We start from the raw sequence: 19,082 nt of genomic DNA, 5'->3' as shown, positions 1-19,082 counted from the left end.
GGATCGAGTTAATGAAAGAAGATATTTACGAAGCTTTCGAATGTGTCTTCGCGTACAGATTGACAGCCTGTAGAAAGCGGCGCGCCATGGATTGTTCATCAAGCGCCGGTAGATTCGGACGGCTTTGCTCCGCCATTCCGCCAAATCAGGTTTTGTCAGATCCCCCTACGGAGACGCAAATGAAAACAGAAAATCTTCGCCCGCTGGTCCGCAATCTGATCTCTGCAGCAAGCATTTCCCTCATCCCGGTCACGCTCATCGCCGCGAGTACGGCGGCACAGGCGCAGCCGTCCGATCATGGCGACGACACCCATTTTCAGCCGGGCCTGCTGGTTGTCAGCCGCAGCGTATATGACAGCCTCCCGAGCAATGTGCAGGTCGGCACGATCCTGCCGCCCAACTGCGCCAACACGCAAGGCGGTTGCAGCGCATCGACGGGAGCGCCGTCCGATGGCCGCTATCCGTACGTCTGGAATAACGATGGCTACGATGCCAGCTTCGGCATCACGTCGCGAATCTTTCTCGACCAGATGACGCCGGGCGGTGCAGTCACTGGAACGCTCGAAGTGCCGAACAGCTTGCAGCATGGCTTTTCTCACGATCAACTGGTGACGAGTTTCAGTTCGAAATCGGAGCTTGCGCTGCATCTGTCGACCGATGGCCAATATCTGACCTTCATGGGCTACGTCGCACCCGTCAATACGCTCGACGTCTCCAACTCCAACACGCCAGGCGTTACCGATCCAACCAATCCGGTCGGCCAGAATTTCTATCGCGCAATCGCCCGCGTCGATCGCAACGGACACTTCCGCTTTACGGAAACCAATGCGTATAGCGGCAATAACGGCCGCGCTGCGATTCTCAACGACAGTAACGGCCAGGACATCATCTATACCGCGGGTAACGCTGGCAATGGATCGAACCCGCAGCCCGATGGCGTGATTCTCGGTGCGGGCGCGCAAATCGTCGATGCCTCGAAACTGCATGAACCGCAGCAAAATCCGGGCACGCCTGCGCCGGTGGCGAGTTTCTCCGTCACGGAACTGGGCGCGAAAGCCGACAAAATCGGCAAGGACGACAATTTCCGCGGCATGACCGTCTTTAACAACGTGCTGTACTTCACGAAGGGAAGCGGTAGCAACGGCGTCAATACCGTGTACTTCGTCGATACGACCGGCACTGCGTGTCCGAACGGTGTCGGCGTGCCGTCCGCGCACGCAACGTTGCCGACCGCCCCGCTTGCGTACAATCCGGCGACGCTTCAGACCAGTGGCCTTCCGGATAACATGTGCATCCTGGCTGGTTTCCCGACTACGCCGAACAAGTCGGCGACCACGCTCTCGTATCCGTTCGGACTCTGGTTTGCCGACGCGAATACGTTGTACGTAGCCGATGAAGGTGACGGCTACACGGGCGGCGCCGACCTTTATACGCACGCCGCTGCGCAACCGCACGCCGGACTGCAGAAGTGGATCTACAACGCGGGCACGAAAACCTGGACGCTCGCCTATACGTTGCAGGCCGGAATGGACCTCGGCACGCAATACACCGTCAAGGGCTATCCGTCAGGCGCCAATGCGGCAACGGGGCTGCCGTGGGCGCCCGCCACCGATGGCCTGCGCAACCTGACTGGCCGCGTCGACGACGACGGCACGGCGACGATCTGGGCGATCACGTCGACGGTCAGCGGCAACGGCGATGTCGGCGCGGACCCGAACAAGCTCGTTGCGATTCGCGATATCGTCAAGAACGCAACGGCCGCCGACGCATCGCAGGAAAAATTCGTCACGCTACGCAGCGCGGGTTATGCGGAAGTGCTTAGAGGCGTTTCCTTCGCGCCGGGCACCGATCTCAATGGACGCTTCTGATCCGGCCGGGTGACTGAACGAGCGCTTGCGCGAGAGCGCGAGCGCTCAGCGCGCTAAAACCACGCCGCCCACATCGGTCGCGGCGATCAGCCCAGCCTCACACATTCGCCAACGTGCTTACCAATGACCGGCACGCATACTGCCGGCCACGGCGCCCGCCGTACCGCCGATGATCGCACCCGTCCACGCATTGCCGCCTGCGATTGCCGCGATGCCCGCACCGCCTGCCGCGCCTAGTCCCGCGCCGCTCACCACTCCCTGCTGCTGTGGTGTCATATTCGTGCAGCCGATCACGGCAACGAGAGCGCCATTGCAGATGATCCATCCAAGTCGCTTCATGATCGTTTTCCTCAAGGGTTCTGTTTCAGACCGGGTACGACCATCTGAAACCAGAGAGTCTCAATCACCGGATGCTGAACCATCGTGGGATTAGCTGCGTAATAGCTATCCAGTCCCTGACGCACGCTGTCGAGCGTTTGACCCTGCATGCCTTTACCGAAACGCTGCGCGACATCGTTGCTGTTGGCCGTTGGGCCGGCATAGGCACGCTCGACGTCGATCAGATTGGCAATGCCGACGAGATACGCTTTCTTCTCCGCATCCGACGACGCCATCCACTGCTGGCCTGTGACAAGTGGAATACCTTCCGCGCGCGCGACATTGCCCGCCATCGCCAGCGACAGGAAAGTCATGGACAGGAGCGTTCGCCATTGTGGTTTGATTGCCATCGCATACTCCGTGGAAAGTCGTGTTCTTCAACTGCCTGCCGCCGGCTGCATCCGGCGGCTTCGATTGAGCCGTGGGGAAAAGTGAACTGTGCGACTGGTGGAATTTGCCTCCCGGTTCGCCGGATCGGCGTAGCTCATCGGCCAGATTATTGGCGGCCAGATAGCGCCCTCGGCGACGAAAATCCCTTGATGGATTAAGCGGAATGACTGAGGTGATTTTCAGGTTCAAACAGGGATGCTGCATTGGCTTCGCCGCGTCTGCCGACGATTCGAGTCTACTGCGTTTTTCGTATTTTCCAAGCCCGTCTCCCCGCGTATGGCGCGAGAATGCCGTTGATTCAGGCAACAACCAGGTAACAATCAGGGCATGAACGGTATCGATGCAATGCGCTTATAAATGCGCCGCCATGTTTATAAATATCCGCAAATATCAGACACCTCTTCATGGCGAGCATTCTCGCCTGAATCCGTGTCCGGATTCATTAGACCACTACACTCTCGATTCGTCGATTGGCGATCGTCGAGATAATGCCGCGTCAGCTTTGAGGAGAAACGTGCCCGCCGACACGGCTTTTCCTGGTGGTCTTCGAAACTCTTTCGGGCCTTCTTGTAGCTGCTATCGAAGGACTTGATATTCAGCGTACGCGCACGACTAGATAATCCACCCAAATCCATCAGTGGGAATCCTGCAAAAGATGCGACGATCCGAACCAAGCGTGGCAAATCCTCTGACGCCAGTCCGCCTACCCAAATGGCGATGCCGGCGAACAGTGGAGTGACGCGCATCCAACCAGAGAAGTTACCGTCTTCAAGCATCTTCACTGTTTTGATCCGTTTTCCCTTGCGTTATCGAATACCCAAAAAGCGCTTCACGTCGCAGCGGCTCGCTGCGCGATCTGCACCCGGAAGTTTCGTGCCAAGCAGTAACAGTCCGGCGTTCGCGAGCTTGCTGCGAATCAGCTGTAGAGATTCATCGCCCTTCATCATGCGTCACATCGGATTTCTGGTTCATGCCCTGCGCTGCGGACGTTTCTCAATGGCAAGCCGCGCATGAGGTCAAGGCATGGTCACCGTCGCACGGCGACTGACCAGCGTGCAGCCGCACGTTGCACGATGTCCGTGCAGGGCGACCGGGGCGCCGCCGAACATGCTGTTCCCGTCACCTTCCGCGATGGTCTGTGTTCCGTGTTCCTTGCATTCAACCGTGTCGCCCTTGCGGGCCACCGGCTTGCCGTCCACGATATCGGCGTTCGAACCGGTCGTGACGGTGCCGCCGTGCGGGGCCAGCGTATCGCTTACAACAATGACCTGACGAGCCATCTGTTCACTCCACTAAAAAATACCCGGATCATGACGCAATGCCGTTCCATTCAGACTGTCTACAAGCCGATCTCGCGTATGCCGGACATGCCAGTTTCCGCGTTCGGGCTACCCAGGTATGTCCATTGCAGGTCATGGGCGGCGACGTCGATGAACTGCGCCGCGGGCTGCGGAAACGCGTGATCCTTCTCGACGAAGGCCTGCCGGTCCCACCGGTTGTACAGCGCGGCCATCGGATGATCGTCGGCCACGCGACCCTCCCATATCCCGGTTTGCGGGCATCGCTGAGCACCGTTACACCGGACTGGCGAAGCGGGTTCAGGGACTTCGCGCAGGAAGCCGGCATCGATCATGTGCTTCAGGAAATCGTCACGCTGCGGGGGCAGCGCATAGGCTTCGCCAAGGTAATGCCATTGCACCTGGTCGACCGTGAGCCAGGCAAATGACGAGGCGTCGAAGCGCTCACCGGCCTGATAGCGCTCGGGGGTATTCCGGCGGGCGGGAATCTGCTGGTTTTTTGGGGTCGATGCTGCACCGTAGAGCGCAAGCCAGTAGCCGTCGCGCGGCACGATCTGGTTGCCCGCAACCGCCATCGTGCTTTGTTCCAGCGACGACACAGCATATCCGTGCGGAATGAATTCACGCCCTGGAAGCGCTGCGCCCTGCTGCGCTTTGGGCGGCGACGTTACGGCCTTCGCGCCGTCGATCAACGTCTGTATATCTCCGTCCCATTTGGGCAACGGCGCTGGAGGCAGGGGCAGCACCTTATCGAGATTGGGTAGCTTCAGACGGCCGCCATAAAATTCCAGCGCGTCGCCAAGCTTGCTGTACCGCTCGGCACGGGCCTCGTCGATGTGACCAACAATGTTACGACCACTGGTCAAGCCAAGACCGCTAAATTCGCTGGACAGTGAATTTGCACATTTCGCACTACCCAGTTTCACCCCTTCGTGAAAAACTTTGAGCGCGCGAAGTTTGGACTCAGGTGTCGTGTCCTTGTATAGGTAGCCCAGATCGTCGGCCGCGTCGCCGTACCCTTGTGACAGCGCGCACTGAAGCATTTCCATGCCGATTGTGGCGTTCCCCCAGAATTCCCCGTCAGGACTGTCGTAGTTCCCACTCATCTTGAACCCGAGGAACGTCTGAGCCGACGGACTGCCCATGTCGGCGGCACGCTGAAAGAATGCGTAGGCGGAGGTGGCATCTCCTCCCTTGATCATTCCGGTCTGATGGTAGGTGCCCATCATGTCGTACGCATCAGGCACCCCAAGTTGCATGGCTTTCTCGACCCAGCGGATGGCCACCTCTCGAGCGTGTACGGGCACACCCGCGTTGTCACTCAGAATCAGCGAGGCGAGGTTGAGCATCGCCTTCCAGTGATTGCGTTCGGCGGCCTGTGTGTATAGCTGGTAGATTTTCGGGTAGTCGCGTTTCCCGACATAAATGTTCGGGTCATCAAGCGCCAGCGCTTGCTGGAACCACAGTTCAGCCTGCGGATCGACCGGTGGTACGTGCTGGCCTTGGTGCTCGCAGGTGAAGGTCTTGCGGTGCGGGTTGAACAGAGGCAGTTTTTCGTAACGCGGCAGATCAGACATGGCAATGGTCAGTGTATTCGGCAGGGAGGTTATCGGCGACGCCTCGACGCCGGTCACCAGTAGACACGCGGTGCTTACAAGGCAACGTAGCACAACGGTGATAAGAGTCATCGGGATTCATCTTCCTCAGGCTAGCGAGCCAGTCGACGAAGGAACGTCAATCGACGCATGCATCGTTGTCGTTGAGCGATGGTCTTCGAACGGCAATAGAAACCCCTGCATTTTCTCAATGCCCTTCATTTGTATAACGAGGTTGCTCTTCATAGTGGCAGTCCAGTTATTAAATGTTTGAGGCAATTCAGCTAGATCGCAAGTTCCCGGGATATCGCCTCCGGAATGCAGCTTGAAAACGTTCTGGCGCAACGAACCCGCGTATTCCAGTCCGGTCACGCCGATATTGATTTCGCTGTCTGACGACATGCTGCGCTGGTTCAGGTTCGCACTGCCCACCGTGAGGAACACGTCGTCGATGATCATCAGTTTGGAGTGGATGTAGATTTCGCGGTACGCCATGCCATCGCCGTGCGGGCCGCTCGCGCGCAACCGGGCAACACTTACTTTCATTCCTGTTGTGGCGGCAAGCTGCTGCGCGCTGGGGCGGTCCAGCACCTTGCGTTCAGTGGTGAACTGGCCCTCTGCCGTCTTAACGGTATCGGTAATGGTTTTTGCGTCCGGATAGTTCTGGCTGATATCGCCGTCATCAACGAACTTTCGCTGCGCCGACATTCCGTCGCTCGAGCCAAGCTCGGTGAGCATGTCATACGTACGCGGAATCATCCCATCGTCCTCTGGATGAGGGATAACGATGAACAGGTGCAGCATCGGCATTTGCGAAACGGGTTTGCCCGATTTTGCCGCCCAAGCCTCGCAGAATGTTTGCCGCGTGTCTTTCAGGTGACGCGCGAAGGCGGGGTAGAAAAAATACTGGTTCTCGATGTAGATGTAGTTGCGGGCGAAACTGCTCGCCTGATAGTACAGTTCCTTGATCGTCTTGTCTTTCTCGCGCGGATGGGTACGAACGATCTGAACGCCGTGTGCCGGATTTTTGGGTACCTTCGGGATATTGGCCGGTATGTCCGTCAGCTCGTTGACCTTATGGTCTGGCGCGAAGATGTTCCAGTCGCTCACGAAGTTATGATGCAATCGCTTGAGCGCGGGACCGACCACGCGGCACGCGTAGTCCTGGTACGGTCTGCCGTGCACGTAGCCTTTCGTCGCGGGTTGCCCTTGCGTCGCCTCCTCGTGCGCCTGCTCGTTTTTTAGCGTGCCCTGGGCTAACGCCTCCCGTATCGGATCGTCGATATTGTGCGCGGTGGTATCCCAGTAGTCGGTCACTGAGTTCAGCCCCATCACATAACCCACCGCGTAACGGCCTCCCTCGTAGGCGTAATCGATAAGGATTGGTTTCTGATGGTGCGTCGGATAGTTCTGCAGCAGGCCGGTTTCATCAGCCAGATTCCCCGCCACGTAGACCGGCTTGTCCTCCTCGTCGGCCAGTGCGTGCTTGGCATCCGCGGTTTCGACGGAGCGAAATGCAACCTGAAGACGCGGATTTTTCCCGCTGACATTGCCTTTCGGCAGATTGTCTTTCCACCACTGGATGCAGTATTCCTGGCGCTTCGTGCTGTCGTAGGGAGACGACGAAGTGCCCACTACCCAGGCCGCCGGTTTGGTGAATGGATTGTGACCATTGTCGGAGTAGCCGGGTACGTTGTTCTGTTTGGCCGAGGCAGTATCGGCGTACCAGATCATCAACCTGACTGTAACCGGGTTTTCCTTGCGGGTCGTGATCTCTTCAAGCAACGCCCCATAGGTCTGCCCGCGCGGCCACGTGTCGCCGCCGCCGCGTACGAGTTCCATGCCTGGGTCGAACCCCCAGCAGATGATTTCCACGGTGGATTTCGCATTTTTCAGGTCGTTTGCGATCGACCTGAATCCATCTTCGCCACAGATCATGAAATCGAGCGTGTTCTCATAGGTAATCGGCGCAATGTCCTGGCGTTTTTCCAGTAGCCATTGAACCGACCCCTGCGCGGTACGGGTCTGTTCGTCAATCGCGACAGTTGCCGGATTCTGGGACTGTAGGGTGTCGGCCACGTTCAGGTCCTTGTCATCAGTGTGTGTGGATGTATCGCATCAGGGCAGCCGTTCGCCTCGATTGGTCCGCTGGTCGGCATGGTCAGGATCGCCTTGAAGGGCATCCTTGACGTTCAGATCGTAGTGACTGCCGTTGGCAAGCCGGACCTGATACGCAGGTGTACCGGGCTGATGATCCTTCACTACGGCACGTCCGAATTCGTCCGTTACACCTTCGCCGATCTTTGCGCCGCCCTTGTAGAGGTCATAGGGTTCACTGGCGAACTGATGCGCTTCGCCCGGCAACGCTCCGAGCGCGAAATGCAGTTGTCCCTTCTCCGGCGGCAACGCAGGAATGGATGGCGTACTCACACTGTCCGGTCCGGTGAACGTCCGGTTTGCCGAATGCACTTCGAAGCCGCCCGACGTACCGTGCTTGATCTGCCCGGCTGTCCATCGGGTATAACTGCCACCCCCATTGATCTCGACTTCCTGCTGCGCGCTGATCGTGATCTTGTTCGCGGTTACCGTAACGTTGAGCTTCGCGAGGAGATTGATACTGTCCTTTAGCGCCTTCACGTCGACGTCGCCTGCCGCAGCGATGAGCCGCATGCCCGCCTCGGCGACGAACAGGCGCAACGCCCTGCGCGCGCTGGCAAAAAAGCCGCCGCCCGTGCTGACCGATACGTGCTCGCCGGTCGTGACCGAGGTGGTCTTGCCGCTGCTCAGGTGAATCTGCTCCGGCGTGCTGGTGGCGACGCCAGCAGGACTCGCCAGCACCAGGTGTGGCTGCTCGAACTGCTTCAGCGCACCGCCGCCCTGGATGGCCTTCGCCTGCGCTTTCAGGGTACCGGCGACTGCCTTCTGTTCGCCATCCTGTGCGCCTGCGGTTTGCGCGGACTGCGCGAGGCTCGCGGCGGTATCCAGGGCGTTCGCCAGCTGGAGGTTCACCTCATCGACGCTGAACGCGTCACCGGTTGCCCCCGAGCGCGGATGAGTCGTCAGCAGCAACCCGCGAGCGCCACGCACGGCCGCATTCCCGTCGGTGCGCAGTTCCACGCCTTCACCGCGCTTCTCGCCGCGACCGGACGGCTCACTTACCCGCGTGATATAGCCCGCATGCAGGCCCGATTCGAGGTGATCGCTGCGTATCTGCGTCTGCACCTGGCCGGTGGTGTCGTCCTTCAACCAGACGTTGTTCTGGCTGCCGCCGATTTCCTTGCTGACGAACCCCGACAGCGTGTGCTGATCGGGCAGGTTCCATTGTGGCCGGTTCGCGCCGTTGCCCACGCGCGCCGTGACGATCGGTCTGTCAGGATCGCCTTCGAGAAACGATACGACCGCCTCGTCGCCAATTCTCGGCAGCTGGATACCGCCAAAGCCGCCGCTTGCCCACGGCTGCGCGACGCGTACCCAGCATGAACTCCGGTCATCGCGCTGGCCGATGCGATCCCAGTGAAACTGCACCTTCACGCGGCCCAGTTCGTCCGTATAGACCTCCTGTCCGCGCGGTCCCACGATGGTCACCGTCTGCAACTGCATGACGGGCTTCTGATGTTCGAACGGACTGCGATAGGGGACGGACCTGCGCTGAACCTCGATCTCGACGCGGAAAAAACCGCACGAGCCGTCCGCGTGCGGCACGCTGGAAGCCTGGCTGTCCTGAGCGCTTTCACGCGCCTGGGCTATCCGGCTTTCCAGGCTGTGCGGGAAGTTCGAATGGTGGCTCGATACCGGAATGTTGTTCTCGATCAGCCACACCGCCTCGATGATCGCAAACTGCCGTCTGTTGGCAGCGTCGGGGTCGTGCTCGGGATGCCCGGTGAGTTCGAACCAGCGGCCGGCGTCGATGCCGCGCACACCGCCGACACCGTAAAACCGCTTCGCCTCCGACTCCCATTGCTCCATGCGGATCTTCGACAGGTGCTCGCCGCGTTCCTGCTTCAGGTAACTGTAGGGTCCCGTATATTCGTAGACTTCCAGCTCGTCCGGCAATTCGTGCGACACCGTGGGAATGCTGGTGCCTTTCGGGTTGGCGAGCGCCGACGGGCTTTTGTAGTCCGCTGTGCGGGTTGTCAGCAACGCACTGTGCAGGGTGCGTTCGCTCGACCAGTGAACCAGCGCGTCCAGTTCACTGTTCGTATCGTAGCGGGAAAACTGCACCGTCTGTGGGGCGAGCGGCTCACACGTGTCGAGCCGGTCCGTAATCGTCAGCGTATGCGACTTGCCGTCCTCGCCCTGTGTCCAGAAGCCGAACAGTCCTTCCTCTTCGATCAGCCGGTGAGCAAAATTCCAGTCGTCTTCATATTGCGTGCAATAAGACCTCGGCGGTAACGGCTTCGAGAGTTTGAACCGGAACTGGCCTTTCGCCTGGGAGTGCGCATTGAACACATCGGTGAGGATGACATCGGCGGGCTTGTCCTGCCAGATACGCTGGTCGCGGCGGAATTTGAGGAAATTCATCCACGATGCAAAACGGATCGAATAACTGGTTAATCCGCCATCTGATCCCAGTCGCCGCACGGCAAATACATAGCCGTGAAAGGGGCGACAGGATTTGTCCACCTGCTGAAGCCACAGGGTTACCGGCTGACCAATCAGTTTTTTAAGCCTGATATTGCCGTTTGTTGACTGGACGTCGAGCGTGAACTCGAAATGCCGCCCGATTCGCGACCAGCCCACCGCCCGTTGCGGTAACAGCACATTGCTCCCGAGCGGCGTGTCCAGTTTCAGCAAACGGTCCTGCTGGATCAGTCCGCCTTGAATGGCTATCAGAATATCCTGCTCATTCATTTCCACCCCAGTTACTTTTAACGTGTTTATTGTCGTGAGTGACAGAGGATTTTTCGCGACCCGGCAGTCGACTGATTACCGGCTATGTCGATTCCGGATACGAGGTTTCACGATGACGCTGGCACGCGCCCAAGCCATGCCACACGCTTGATGAAATACAGATAGGCCGTTTCCGGCGAGCACACGGACACGAAAGAAGGAAAATATCGTTTGATCATATCAACCGTGTTCAGTTTCAAGTCAACCTTGTGACACGAATTAACAGATTTCATGCTGGTTAGATTAATCCCGGTCGGAGCGCCCACAGCTTTAGGCCATCCTTGAGCACGCCCGCCCATTCCAGCTCGAAGCCGCCGACTTCGGCCAGGTCCCGATAGAATTCGAGGATCTCTCGTGGCTGTACGACCTGATAGCGCGTCGACACAACGGACAGCGTAGTAGAACGAAGTTCGTCGACCGAGGCCGACGCCCCAGCATATCCGCCGTGGCGGAAGAAGCCAGCCTTTCGCCGGCAACGATCCACAATCGATACCCGGACATCGTGCAGGAGATCCGGGAGACTGTTTCGGGAAGTGATTCATCGCAGGCTCCCCGCGCGCCGATCTGGAGCGGCTCACGCGCCAGACCGGTCTGAGCTTCGACCCGGGCCTGCCTGATTCGTACCGACCTGACATATGGCCGGACTACGCCGCGCCCGCGCTTCTGCCAGAAGGCGACGGCGCCCAGGCGGTGATGGGGACCTGCGGTTTCTGGCCGAAGTTCCTGCAGCCCGAGCGGCACCACGACGGCGGAAAGAAAATGCAGCCGGTTTCGACGTTTAGTGCGCGCGCAGAGGAAGTCGGCGCGAAACGCATCTACGCGGGCGCGTGGCGCGCGGGGCAACGCTGCCTGATCCCGGCGGCGTATGTGGTCGAGCCGAACTGGGAGACCGTGACGAACGTCTGGTACCGGTGTGGCCTCGCTGATGGCGCGCCGTTCGCCGTGGCGGGTCTCCGGAAGCGCTACGAGACACCTCACGGGCCCGTGACCGCTGTCACGATGGTGACCTTTATTGTGAAAGCCCGCGATGCCGGTCCCCCGGTACGCCCGACGTGCGTACGAGCGCGATCATGTAGTGCGAGTGCGGCGCGTTGGTCGTCCAGATCTTGCGGCCAGAGAGGCGCCAGCCGGTGGCTGTGAGCTCGGCGCGCGTGCGCGCGCTCGCGAGGTCGGAGCCCGCGTTCGGCTCGCTCATGCCAATGCAGAAGAATGCGTCGGCCTTGCAGATGCGCGGCAGGTAGAACGCTTTCTGTTCGGGCGTGCCGTAGCGCGCTATGAGCGGGCCGCTCTGGCGGTCGGCGATCCAGTGCGCCGAGACGGGCGCGCCAGCCGCGAGCAGTTCCTCGACGAGCACGAAGCGCGCGAACGGGCTGCGTCCGCCGCTATCGTGGCGGCATGCCGCTTTTCATGTCGAAACCTATATCCGGTTGAATCGGCCTTGTATCCGCCGATATTCCACTCTTCATCCAACGACCTCAAAAATATTTCATCCGGAGTCTTCGGTCATTTCGCGCCGATCCGGTCGAATGCGATCATATGGCGCCCACGATCGTCGCTGCAGCCAACGGACAGCCCGAAGCTCACTTTCGCTCGTCGATCCGCGACACTGGCGCAAGCGAAGCGGCGATATCCACCCACCCTCCGCCCATCGCCTGATACACGCTGATCACCTGGTTATAACGCGAGGCCTGCAAGTTCGCGAGCGAAAGTTCGGCTGAGAACAGATCGTTTTCGGACACCAGCACTTCGAGATAGCCAATCAACCCGTCTTCGTACTTAAGACTGGACAGCCTCGCATATTCACGCAGCGCATTGACGCGCTCCTGCTGAAGAGCAGTCTGCTCGATGGTTTTCTGTGAGCTGATCAGTGCATTGTTGGTGTCGTTGAACGCACCCAGCACGCTCTGCACATAGATCAGTTCTGCCTGCCGCTTTTGCGCCTCAGCCGACTGCACCTGGCCGCCAATAGCGCCTGACGTGAATATCGGCCCGGCAACACCAGCCGCGAGCGACCACGCCTGTGCCGGTCCGGAAAGAAAATCACCGAAGGCGGTGCTGATGGAGCCCAGTGCGCCGGTCAGCGAAATGCTGGGATAGTAGAGCGCGCGCGTAGCGCCGACATTCGCGTTGGCGGCGATCAGGTTCTGTTCGGCCTGCAGGATGTCGGGGCGCCGCTCCAGTAACGTCGAAGGTAGATCCGCCGGAACGAGGGGAAGCACCAGTTCGCTGACCGATTTGCCTCGCGGTATCGGCCCGGGATTACGCCCCAGTAGAACCGACATGCCGTTTTCCACGATGGCAATCTGCTGTTCGATGACAGGTATCGTGGATTGCGCCAGCTTGTACTGCGAGCGCACCTGCGAAAGCTCCGTTTCGGACACGAGGCCATCCCTTTCGCGCAACTCGAAGATGCGCAGTGTTTCGCCGAAATTGTTGGCGGTGGCCTGCGCGATCTCGAGTTGCCGGTCGAGTCCGCGCAACGTAATGTAGCTCGTTGCCACGCCGGTCACCAGCGACAGCACGACGCCTCGCTGCGCCTGAACGCTTGCATAGACCTGCGCCTGCGCGGCTTCGGTCAGGCGTCTTACCCGGCCGAACAGATCGATTTGCCACGACGCGGACAACACTCCCTGATAGAGATCGAATACAGGATCGAGCGTGGGCGGCAGTGGTGGCATTCCGACCTGGCTGGTGCGATTGCGGCTCACGTTAGCGCCATAGTTGATCTGCGGCAGGCCCTGTGAACGCGCAGCACGCAGCACGCCGATGAATTGATCGACGCGCGCCGCTGCGATACGCACGTCGAGATTTTCGCGTAGTGCCGTTTGAATCAGGTCGTTCAACACCGGATCGTCGAACTGCTCCCACCATGCCGTATTGACGACCTCTTCTGCCTCATGCATATCGATTCGCCACGTTGCCGGCACCTGCACGTCGGGGCGATGGTAATCCGGTCCCACCGTCATGCAGCCGGCAAGGCAAACGGTCGCGGCGGCAAGTGTCGCAAGCGTCAGCGTTCTCATGACGTACTCCATGTTCTCCAACGGCTGTATCCGCTTTGCACGACAGTCAGCGCGATCTTTGCGTCGCGCACCTCAGCCCGCCACCATCAGCAGACCGCCGAACAGCAACACCGCCAACAGCAGGGTCAGACATGACACGGACCATCGACGTACGAGCGCATCGGCGAGCCCCGTGACGTGCCCTGCCTCCCGCCAGACTCGGTGCAGTCCGTGCAGGAGGCTACCCACGTCTCCCGCTGGCACGGAGGGCATCGACGCGCCCCATCGATTCCAGCCGATGAAGAGCGCCACGCCCGCAATAACTGGCCAGAGCGCGGACCATAACGCTGCAGGCGCGAGTGCCCCGGATAGCGTGCCCACCGGGATGTCCAGATACAGCACCCATGGTGCGACCAGCGAAGCCAACACCATCGCCAGCCATGCACCTGTGAGCGGTACCGGAGTGCGTGCATCGGAATCGGTATTCGGCATTGCGTTCAGGCGGCGCATGAAATGAAGCATCAGCAACGTTGTCGCGGCTGAAGACGCCACCGCCATCGATCCTGCCAGGCCACCACCCAGTAACTCCTTGGTCGCGTATTTCGCCAGTGCTCCGCCCGTGAGCGGCAATCCACCGAGTCCGAGGGCAATGAGAGCCGTGGGCACCCGCACGAGCCGCAATGAGCCGGCTCCCGACATAGCGACCGCGCCCACGGTCAGAAATAGCGTGCCTTTTACCAGCAGATGGTGTGCGGCATAGTAGGCCGCCGCGGCTGCGGTGCCGGGATCGCCAGCCGCCAGACCCATGCCGATCACCGCAATCAGAAAGCCCATCTGGCTGACGCTCGAGTACGCGAGGACGATCTTCGGCGTCGATTGGGTGATGCCAATCGCCACGCCGTAAAACGCGCCGAACATACCCAGCGCCGCGAGTGGGATGCCGATGTGCGGCCACGCGTTGTCGAATGGCAGCAAGCGCAGCAATGCAATGACGCTGGCTTTGACCACCGCGCCGCTCAGCACGGCAGCCGCGGGAGTCGGCGCTGCTCCATAGGCGTACGGCATCCAGAAATGCATCGGCACGAGCCCGGCCTTCATGCCGAGGCCAACCAGCAGCAACAGCAGCGTCATCTCGCGCGAGGACGAATGCGGCAAGGCAGCCGCTGCATCGCGTATCAGCAGGCTGCCTCCTGGCGTGGCCTGCGCCAGCAGGATCAGGCCCGCAAGCAGGAACGCCTCGGCGAGCAACGCGACGCCAAGATAGAGCGCGCCCGCATAGCGCGCATCGGGGCCAGCGCCCTGGAGCACCAATCCGCTCGCGCCGACGCTCAAGACCGCGAGCAGAAGATAGAACCCAATCAGATCCGCTGCCAGAAATACGCCCATGCAGCCGGTCATGGCCATGAACCAGCAGACGACAAAACCATCGATATTCTTGCGGCCCCGCAGATAGTGGAAGGCGAAAATCCCGCCGAAAATCCACAACAGCGCCGCCGTGCCGAGCAACAACGAGCCCGGTAAATCGAGTGCGAAATGCAAGGCGAAACGGCTCTCGCCAAGCACCAGCGGATCGCCCCCGCGCGCGCCGATCGCCGTCGCCAACGCCGGCATTGGAGCAAGCGCGAACCATGAAGGCAACCGTTGGCGCAGACGCGCCGACGCACAAGCCAGCAACATCAGCAACGGCAAGCCAACGGCCGCGGCCATCAGAAACTGTGCGGTATTCATGGCATCCCCGTTATCGGCATCGCGGTGCGGCCAATCTGCGCGACGTTGACCGGCAGCAGCACCGCCAATCCAAGCAGGAAAGAACACAACGCAAGTCCCAGCACCGCCATCTGCTGATAACGGGGCACCTGTTTTTTTGGCGACCAGCCGGGGGCGGCGCGCTCCATTGCGCGCACTACCACCATGAATACGTAGACGCTGGTGAGCAAACCACCGAGCAGCATCACCAGCGCCCACCACCATTGTCCCGTCGACAACGCGCTCGATAGCAGCAGCCATTTCGCCAGAAAGCCCCCCGACGGCGGCAAGCCGATCAGCGCGGCGCCGGCCAGCGCGAAGGCCGTCACTGTCATCGGCAAGGCCTGCCCTGCGCCACGCAGGTCGGCCATGCGGTCATGACCGAGCGTGCCATAGATCAGTCCCGCCGCGAGAAACATGGCAGCCTTGGCGGTAGCGTGTGAGACGGCCTGCAACACACCGCCCGTAACGGCCTGCGCGCTATCGTGCTGAGCGGCGGCGAGCGGAAACATCAGGAACAGATAGCCGATCTGGGCCACCGTCGAGTAAGCGATCAAAAGCTTCAGTCGCGCCTGGCGCAGCGCCACCACATTGCCGACTACGATAGCCATCGCGCCGAGGCCGGCAAGCAGTTGTTCGAAGGGACCACTCACGATGCCGGCGAATACATCGACCCACAGCCGCACGACGACAAACCACGATCCTTTGATGACCAGCGCCGAAAGGAGCGCGCTCGCGGCGGCGGGCGCACCGGCGTGCGCGGGCGGCAACCACAGGTGCAGCGGAAACAGTGCGGTTTTGGCGAGCATGCCGGCTGTCGTCAACGCCACCGCAGCAAAGGCAACTGGCTGCGCATTGATGCGCATGGCCAGCAACGCCATGTCCAGGGAGCCATAAGCGCCATAGAGCAGAAATACGCCCAGCAAATAGAGCATCGAACCGATCAACGCGAATAGCAGATAACGCAACGCTGACTGCAATGTTTCAGCCCGTCCATCGAGTGACACGAGGGGAACACCGGCGAATGTCAGCAGTTCGAGCGCGACGTAAAGCGTAAAGATGTCGCCACTGACGAACACCAGATTGAGCGCCCCCCAGACCGCCATCAGCAACAGCCAGAAGGCGAGCGGACCGCGCGTCTCGGTCTTGCCGGCCGGTGTGCCGAAATCGCCGTTGGCGTAGATCGCCACCGCGCCGATCACCACGGCGACCACCAGCATCATGCAGACCGACAATCCGTCTGCGCGAAGCATGACACCCAGCGGCGGAGACCAGCCACCGAGCCGATACCGCAATGCGTCGCCCGACCCGAGCAGCCTTCGCGCTATCGCCAGCACGACGCCAAAACCGCAGACGATCGTCACCCACGATGCGCGTTGTGCATGGCGACCACCGAAGGTCAACCCGGCCAGCATGCCAGCAACGGGCAACAACACAGCGAACACCAATAGCAGGCCGCCTGGTGTGGTTTGCTCAGTAAGCGCGAGCACACTCACCTGGCCTCCACACCGGCGGCATCTTGCCCGGACGCGGCATCACCGTCGCCGGACAGGGAAATCGAGCCGGTTTGCGCAAACCAGCGCAGTATGAGCGCGACCGCCAACGCGGAAGCGGCGAACGACACGACGATCGCCGTGATCAACAGCGCCTGCGGCACCGGATCGCCGGGCATGCCGGCAGCCGCTCCTCGTTGCGCGATGACGCCACAAGCCAGGAAAACGCCGTTGCCTGTGAGGTTAAACGCAAGCACCTTGCGCAAAGGCTGCGGGTTGACGATCAGGCCATACAGGCCAAGACCCACCAGAGCGGCGGCGGTCAAGGCGAACAACTGGGATGCGTTCATGCGCGAACCTCCGGTCGTTGGGGCGGCCCGATCAGCAGGAGTACCAGGGTTACGGCGAGCGATGGCAGCAGCGCGGCTTCGATGATGATGATCCACGGTTTCGCCCAACCTTCCGGATACGCGAGAAATGCACCCGCCATGACCGTACCGAAGAGGCCAATCGCGATGAAGACTGCCGGCCCGGCGATCAGCACGACGCGCAGCCGGCGTCGGCTGATCGCAGGCGCATCGCGCAGACCGGACATCATGACGAGCAGCCACATCGCCGCGATCACCGTGGCGCCCTGGAATTTGCCGCCCGGATGATCGGCGCCGACCCAGAAAATGTAGATGCCGATCACGACGCCAACGGGCGGCAAGACGCGCGCCAGATACACCAGAATGTCGTTGGGGCCGACCACCTGCGCGGGCCGTGGCCTGCCGCCCCAGCAGTTGTCCGGCGACAGCGACCAGATACCGATCACGCCGAACAGCAGCGCGATCGCTTCGAGCAACGTATCGATTGCGCGAAACGACATCAGGACCGCAGTGATCGGGTTACCGACACCGATCGATCCGATGTGCCGCGCCACTTCGGGCGCCAGCGTCGGAGCCGGTTCCGGCAGGTGCAGCAGGCACGCGGCGATGACAACGGCGACGGCCGTGGCGGCGGCGGCCGCCGCAACACGCATCGCGAGGCCTGGCGCTTCGGCCCGGGCCGCCGCTTCCGTCGGGTGCAGACGAGGCGCCGCGTCGATCAGCAACGCACCGGTCAAGCCTGCACCGATGGCCGCTTCGGTCAACGCGACGTCGACTGCATGAAGCACCAGCCAGGCCAGCGTAAGCAGCAAGCCATAAGGAATGAACCCGGCTACCGCGGCGAACGTGTCGCGCACGACAACGGTCCATGTCGCGAGCACGAGCAACAGGATGCCGATGCCAACCGAGATTGCGAAAGTCACGGACGTGTCTCCTGTCTGCGCGCGGCGCGCGCGATGAGCTGCGACACCTCGGACGACGTCAGCAGTACCAGCAGCCAGACCACGATCAGCTTCAGGGCGACCGTGACGTGACCGGCCTGCGGCAACAGCCCCAACACCACCATGCCAAGCCCGAGATTGTCGGCCTTGGTTAGCGCATGCAGCCGCGTATAGGTATCCGGAAACCGCAACAACCCGACCGTGCCCGCCACCAGGAAGAAAATGCCGGCAAGCATGGCCACGATCGTGAAGACATCGGCGAAGGTTTTCATTTCCGATCCTCGTTCTGCGTCACGCCTTCTATCGGCCGGTCGGACTTGACGAAGGCAACCGACGCGAACGCCGCGAGCAAGGCCAGCGTCAACGCGACATCGACAACAGCGTCCACGCCACTCGCGGTGCCTACCAGCAGCAGGACCGCGATGCCGCCCGTACCGAACAGCTGGGCGGCCATCATGCGGTCGGCTCGCGTTGGACCACGCAGTACGCTCAACAACCCCACGGCGACCATCAACAGCACCACGCCGGACACGGCTATCAGCACGTCAGCCATCTCGCTCCCCACTGGTCAATGCGCCGGTCAGGCGCCGCTCTTCGTCCGCCATCTGTTCGGCAATCGGCTGCCCGACGTCCAGGCAGTGGTAAACGAGCCCATCCCCGGTTTCGTCAACCGGAAGGGAACCCGGCAAGAGACTGGTGATGATGGCAAACACATTGCGCGCCATTCCCGGCGGAAAACCGGTTCGATAGACGACGGTGCCCGGCCGCAAAGGCAGGCGCGGATGCAACGCACGTCGTGCCACGTCGATTCCCGCCAGCAGCGACTGTGCGAGGAAATGCGGCGCAAATATCAGCAACGCGCCAAGGCGCAACTGTCCTGCGGCGGGCGGAAGAAGACGCAGGCTCATATGCGTCGCGACGATGGTCGCGATCAGGCCGCAGGCGAGATCGGCTGGCTTCACACTTGGCATCAGGATGATCCAGAGCGTCAGAAAGCACAGCGCGCGGGACAGCACGATGCGCCATCGCAAACGCATCAAGAGCAGGAACGCCCGGAGCGATGTTGTCCACATGAAAGACGCACGCCTCCTCTATCGAATACCCGGCGACCGC

At 60.9% G+C, this 19,082-nt stretch carries 16 protein-coding genes and 3 pseudogenes; 2 read left to right on the top strand and 17 right to left on the bottom strand.

Annotated features, from left to right (window positions below):
* Positions 1-179 precede the first annotated feature (179 nt).
* Entirely contained in the window at positions 180-1,868 is a 1,689-nt protein-coding gene (locus D1Y85_RS14320; protein ID WP_124151710.1) for a hypothetical protein, read from the top strand.
* Positions 1,869-1,985: 117 nt separating this feature from the next.
* Here the strand turns inward: D1Y85_RS14320 and D1Y85_RS14315 are convergent, their stop codons facing one another.
* The 8 genes and pseudogenes from D1Y85_RS14315 to D1Y85_RS14280 all read right to left on the bottom strand — a co-directional run.
* Complete coding sequence (locus D1Y85_RS14315) at positions 1,986-2,207, bottom strand: hypothetical protein (protein WP_124151709.1); 222 nt, start codon at positions 2,205-2,207, stop codon at positions 1,986-1,988.
* A gap of 11 nt (positions 2,208-2,218) precedes the next feature.
* Complete coding sequence (locus D1Y85_RS14310) at positions 2,219-2,596, bottom strand: hypothetical protein (RefSeq protein WP_124151708.1); 378 nt, start codon at positions 2,594-2,596, stop codon at positions 2,219-2,221.
* 411 nt (positions 2,597-3,007) lie between these two features.
* Positions 3,008-3,418 (bottom strand): hypothetical protein, encoded by a 411-nt coding sequence (locus D1Y85_RS14305; RefSeq protein WP_124151707.1) that lies wholly within the window; start codon positions 3,416-3,418, stop codon positions 3,008-3,010.
* Between the two features lie 234 nt (positions 3,419-3,652).
* Positions 3,653-3,916, bottom strand: coding sequence for a PAAR domain-containing protein (locus tag D1Y85_RS14300; protein ID WP_124151706.1), 264 nt, complete (start codon positions 3,914-3,916; stop codon positions 3,653-3,655).
* Between the two features lie 59 nt (positions 3,917-3,975).
* A complete protein-coding gene (locus D1Y85_RS14295; RefSeq protein WP_124151773.1) occupies positions 3,976-5,511 on the bottom strand; it encodes a tetratricopeptide repeat protein in 1,536 nt (511 codons plus the stop codon).
* 126 nt (positions 5,512-5,637) lie between these two features.
* Positions 5,638-7,608: a phospholipase D-like domain-containing protein gene (locus D1Y85_RS14290; protein WP_124151705.1), complete on the bottom strand. Its 1,971-nt coding sequence runs from the start codon at positions 7,606-7,608 to the stop codon at positions 5,638-5,640.
* 39 nt (positions 7,609-7,647) lie between these two features.
* Positions 7,648-10,380 carry a type VI secretion system Vgr family protein gene (locus D1Y85_RS14285; protein WP_124151704.1) on the bottom strand — a complete coding sequence of 911 codons (2,733 nt, stop codon included), beginning with the start codon at positions 10,378-10,380 and terminating at the stop codon, positions 7,648-7,650.
* 295 nt (positions 10,381-10,675) lie between these two features.
* A pseudogene (locus D1Y85_RS14280) lies at positions 10,676-10,813 on the bottom strand (DUF932 domain-containing protein); the annotation flags it as partial.
* Positions 10,814-10,959: 146 nt separating this feature from the next.
* On the opposite strand from D1Y85_RS14280, the pseudogene D1Y85_RS28090 reads away from it, so the two are divergent.
* Positions 10,960-11,418, top strand: a pseudogene (locus D1Y85_RS28090) (SOS response-associated peptidase family protein); the annotation flags it as partial.
* A gap of 13 nt (positions 11,419-11,431) precedes the next feature.
* On the opposite strand, the pseudogene D1Y85_RS14270 reads toward D1Y85_RS28090, so the two are convergent.
* The 9 genes and pseudogenes from D1Y85_RS14270 to D1Y85_RS14230 all read right to left on the bottom strand — a co-directional run.
* Positions 11,432-11,794: pseudogene (locus D1Y85_RS14270) on the bottom strand (acyl-CoA dehydrogenase family protein); the annotation flags it as partial.
* A 205-nt stretch (positions 11,795-11,999) separates the two neighbouring features.
* Positions 12,000-13,442 (bottom strand): efflux transporter outer membrane subunit, encoded by a 1,443-nt coding sequence (locus D1Y85_RS14265; protein WP_124151703.1) that lies wholly within the window; start codon positions 13,440-13,442, stop codon positions 12,000-12,002.
* A 72-nt stretch (positions 13,443-13,514) separates the two neighbouring features.
* Positions 13,515-15,149, bottom strand: coding sequence for a complex I subunit 5 family protein (locus D1Y85_RS14260; RefSeq protein WP_124151702.1), 1,635 nt, complete (start codon positions 15,147-15,149; stop codon positions 13,515-13,517).
* Positions 15,146-16,663 carry a complex I subunit 5 family protein gene (locus tag D1Y85_RS14255; RefSeq protein WP_221410289.1) on the bottom strand — a complete coding sequence of 506 codons (1,518 nt, stop codon included), beginning with the start codon at positions 16,661-16,663 and terminating at the stop codon, positions 15,146-15,148. The genes D1Y85_RS14260 and D1Y85_RS14255 overlap by 4 nt, the downstream gene beginning before the upstream one ends.
* Entirely contained in the window at positions 16,660-17,010 is a 351-nt protein-coding gene (locus tag D1Y85_RS14250) for a sodium:proton antiporter (protein WP_124151701.1), read from the bottom strand. Before D1Y85_RS14250 ends, D1Y85_RS14255 begins: the two co-directional genes overlap by 4 nt.
* Positions 17,007-17,951 carry a hydrogenase subunit MbhD domain-containing protein gene (locus tag D1Y85_RS14245; RefSeq protein WP_124151700.1) on the bottom strand — a complete coding sequence of 315 codons (945 nt, stop codon included), beginning with the start codon at positions 17,949-17,951 and terminating at the stop codon, positions 17,007-17,009. Before D1Y85_RS14245 ends, D1Y85_RS14250 begins: the two co-directional genes overlap by 4 nt.
* Positions 17,948-18,241: a monovalent cation/H(+) antiporter subunit G gene (gene mnhG / locus D1Y85_RS14240; RefSeq protein WP_124151699.1), complete on the bottom strand. Its 294-nt coding sequence runs from the start codon at positions 18,239-18,241 to the stop codon at positions 17,948-17,950. Before mnhG ends, D1Y85_RS14245 begins: the two co-directional genes overlap by 4 nt.
* Complete coding sequence (locus D1Y85_RS14235; protein WP_124151698.1) at positions 18,238-18,522, bottom strand: MrpF/PhaF family protein; 285 nt, start codon at positions 18,520-18,522, stop codon at positions 18,238-18,240. The genes mnhG and D1Y85_RS14235 overlap by 4 nt, the downstream gene beginning before the upstream one ends.
* Positions 18,515-19,042 (bottom strand): Na+/H+ antiporter subunit E, encoded by a 528-nt coding sequence (locus tag D1Y85_RS14230; RefSeq protein WP_124151697.1) that lies wholly within the window; start codon positions 19,040-19,042, stop codon positions 18,515-18,517. The genes D1Y85_RS14235 and D1Y85_RS14230 overlap by 8 nt, the downstream gene beginning before the upstream one ends.
* Positions 19,043-19,082 lie beyond the last annotated feature (40 nt).

Source organism: Paraburkholderia dinghuensis (assembly GCF_003837865.1).
Lineage (GTDB): Bacteria > Pseudomonadota > Gammaproteobacteria > Burkholderiales > Burkholderiaceae > Paraburkholderia > Paraburkholderia dinghuensis.
This window is presented reverse-complemented; position numbering and strand designations above follow the sequence as displayed.

Excerpts from the sequence above, each read along its gene's own strand:
- D1Y85_RS14320 (WP_124151710.1), top strand. The coding sequence starts at position 180 with ATGAAAACAGAAAATCTTCGCCCGCTGGTCCGCAATCTGATCTCTGCA.
- D1Y85_RS14315 (WP_124151709.1), bottom strand. The coding sequence starts at position 2,207 with ATGAAGCGACTTGGATGGATCATCTGCAATGGCGCTCTCGTTGCCGTG.
- D1Y85_RS14310 (WP_124151708.1), bottom strand. The coding sequence starts at position 2,596 with ATGGCAATCAAACCACAATGGCGAACGCTCCTGTCCATGACTTTCCTG.
- D1Y85_RS14300 (WP_124151706.1), bottom strand. The coding sequence starts at position 3,916 with ATGGCTCGTCAGGTCATTGTTGTAAGCGATACGCTGGCCCCGCACGGC.
- D1Y85_RS14295 (WP_124151773.1), bottom strand. The coding sequence starts at position 5,511 with ATGTCTGATCTGCCGCGTTACGAAAAACTGCCTCTGTTCAACCCGCAC.
- D1Y85_RS14285 (WP_124151704.1), bottom strand. The coding sequence starts at position 10,380 with ATGAATGAGCAGGATATTCTGATAGCCATTCAAGGCGGACTGATCCAG.
- D1Y85_RS14265 (WP_124151703.1), bottom strand. The coding sequence starts at position 13,442 with ATGAGAACGCTGACGCTTGCGACACTTGCCGCCGCGACCGTTTGCCTT.
- D1Y85_RS14260 (WP_124151702.1), bottom strand. The coding sequence starts at position 15,149 with ATGAATACCGCACAGTTTCTGATGGCCGCGGCCGTTGGCTTGCCGTTG.
- D1Y85_RS14250 (WP_124151701.1), bottom strand. The coding sequence starts at position 17,010 with ATGAACGCATCCCAGTTGTTCGCCTTGACCGCCGCCGCTCTGGTGGGT.
- mnhG (WP_124151699.1), bottom strand. The coding sequence starts at position 18,241 with ATGAAAACCTTCGCCGATGTCTTCACGATCGTGGCCATGCTTGCCGGC.
- D1Y85_RS14235 (WP_124151698.1), bottom strand. The coding sequence starts at position 18,522 with ATGGCTGACGTGCTGATAGCCGTGTCCGGCGTGGTGCTGTTGATGGTC.
- D1Y85_RS14230 (WP_124151697.1), bottom strand. The coding sequence starts at position 19,042 with ATGTGGACAACATCGCTCCGGGCGTTCCTGCTCTTGATGCGTTTGCGA.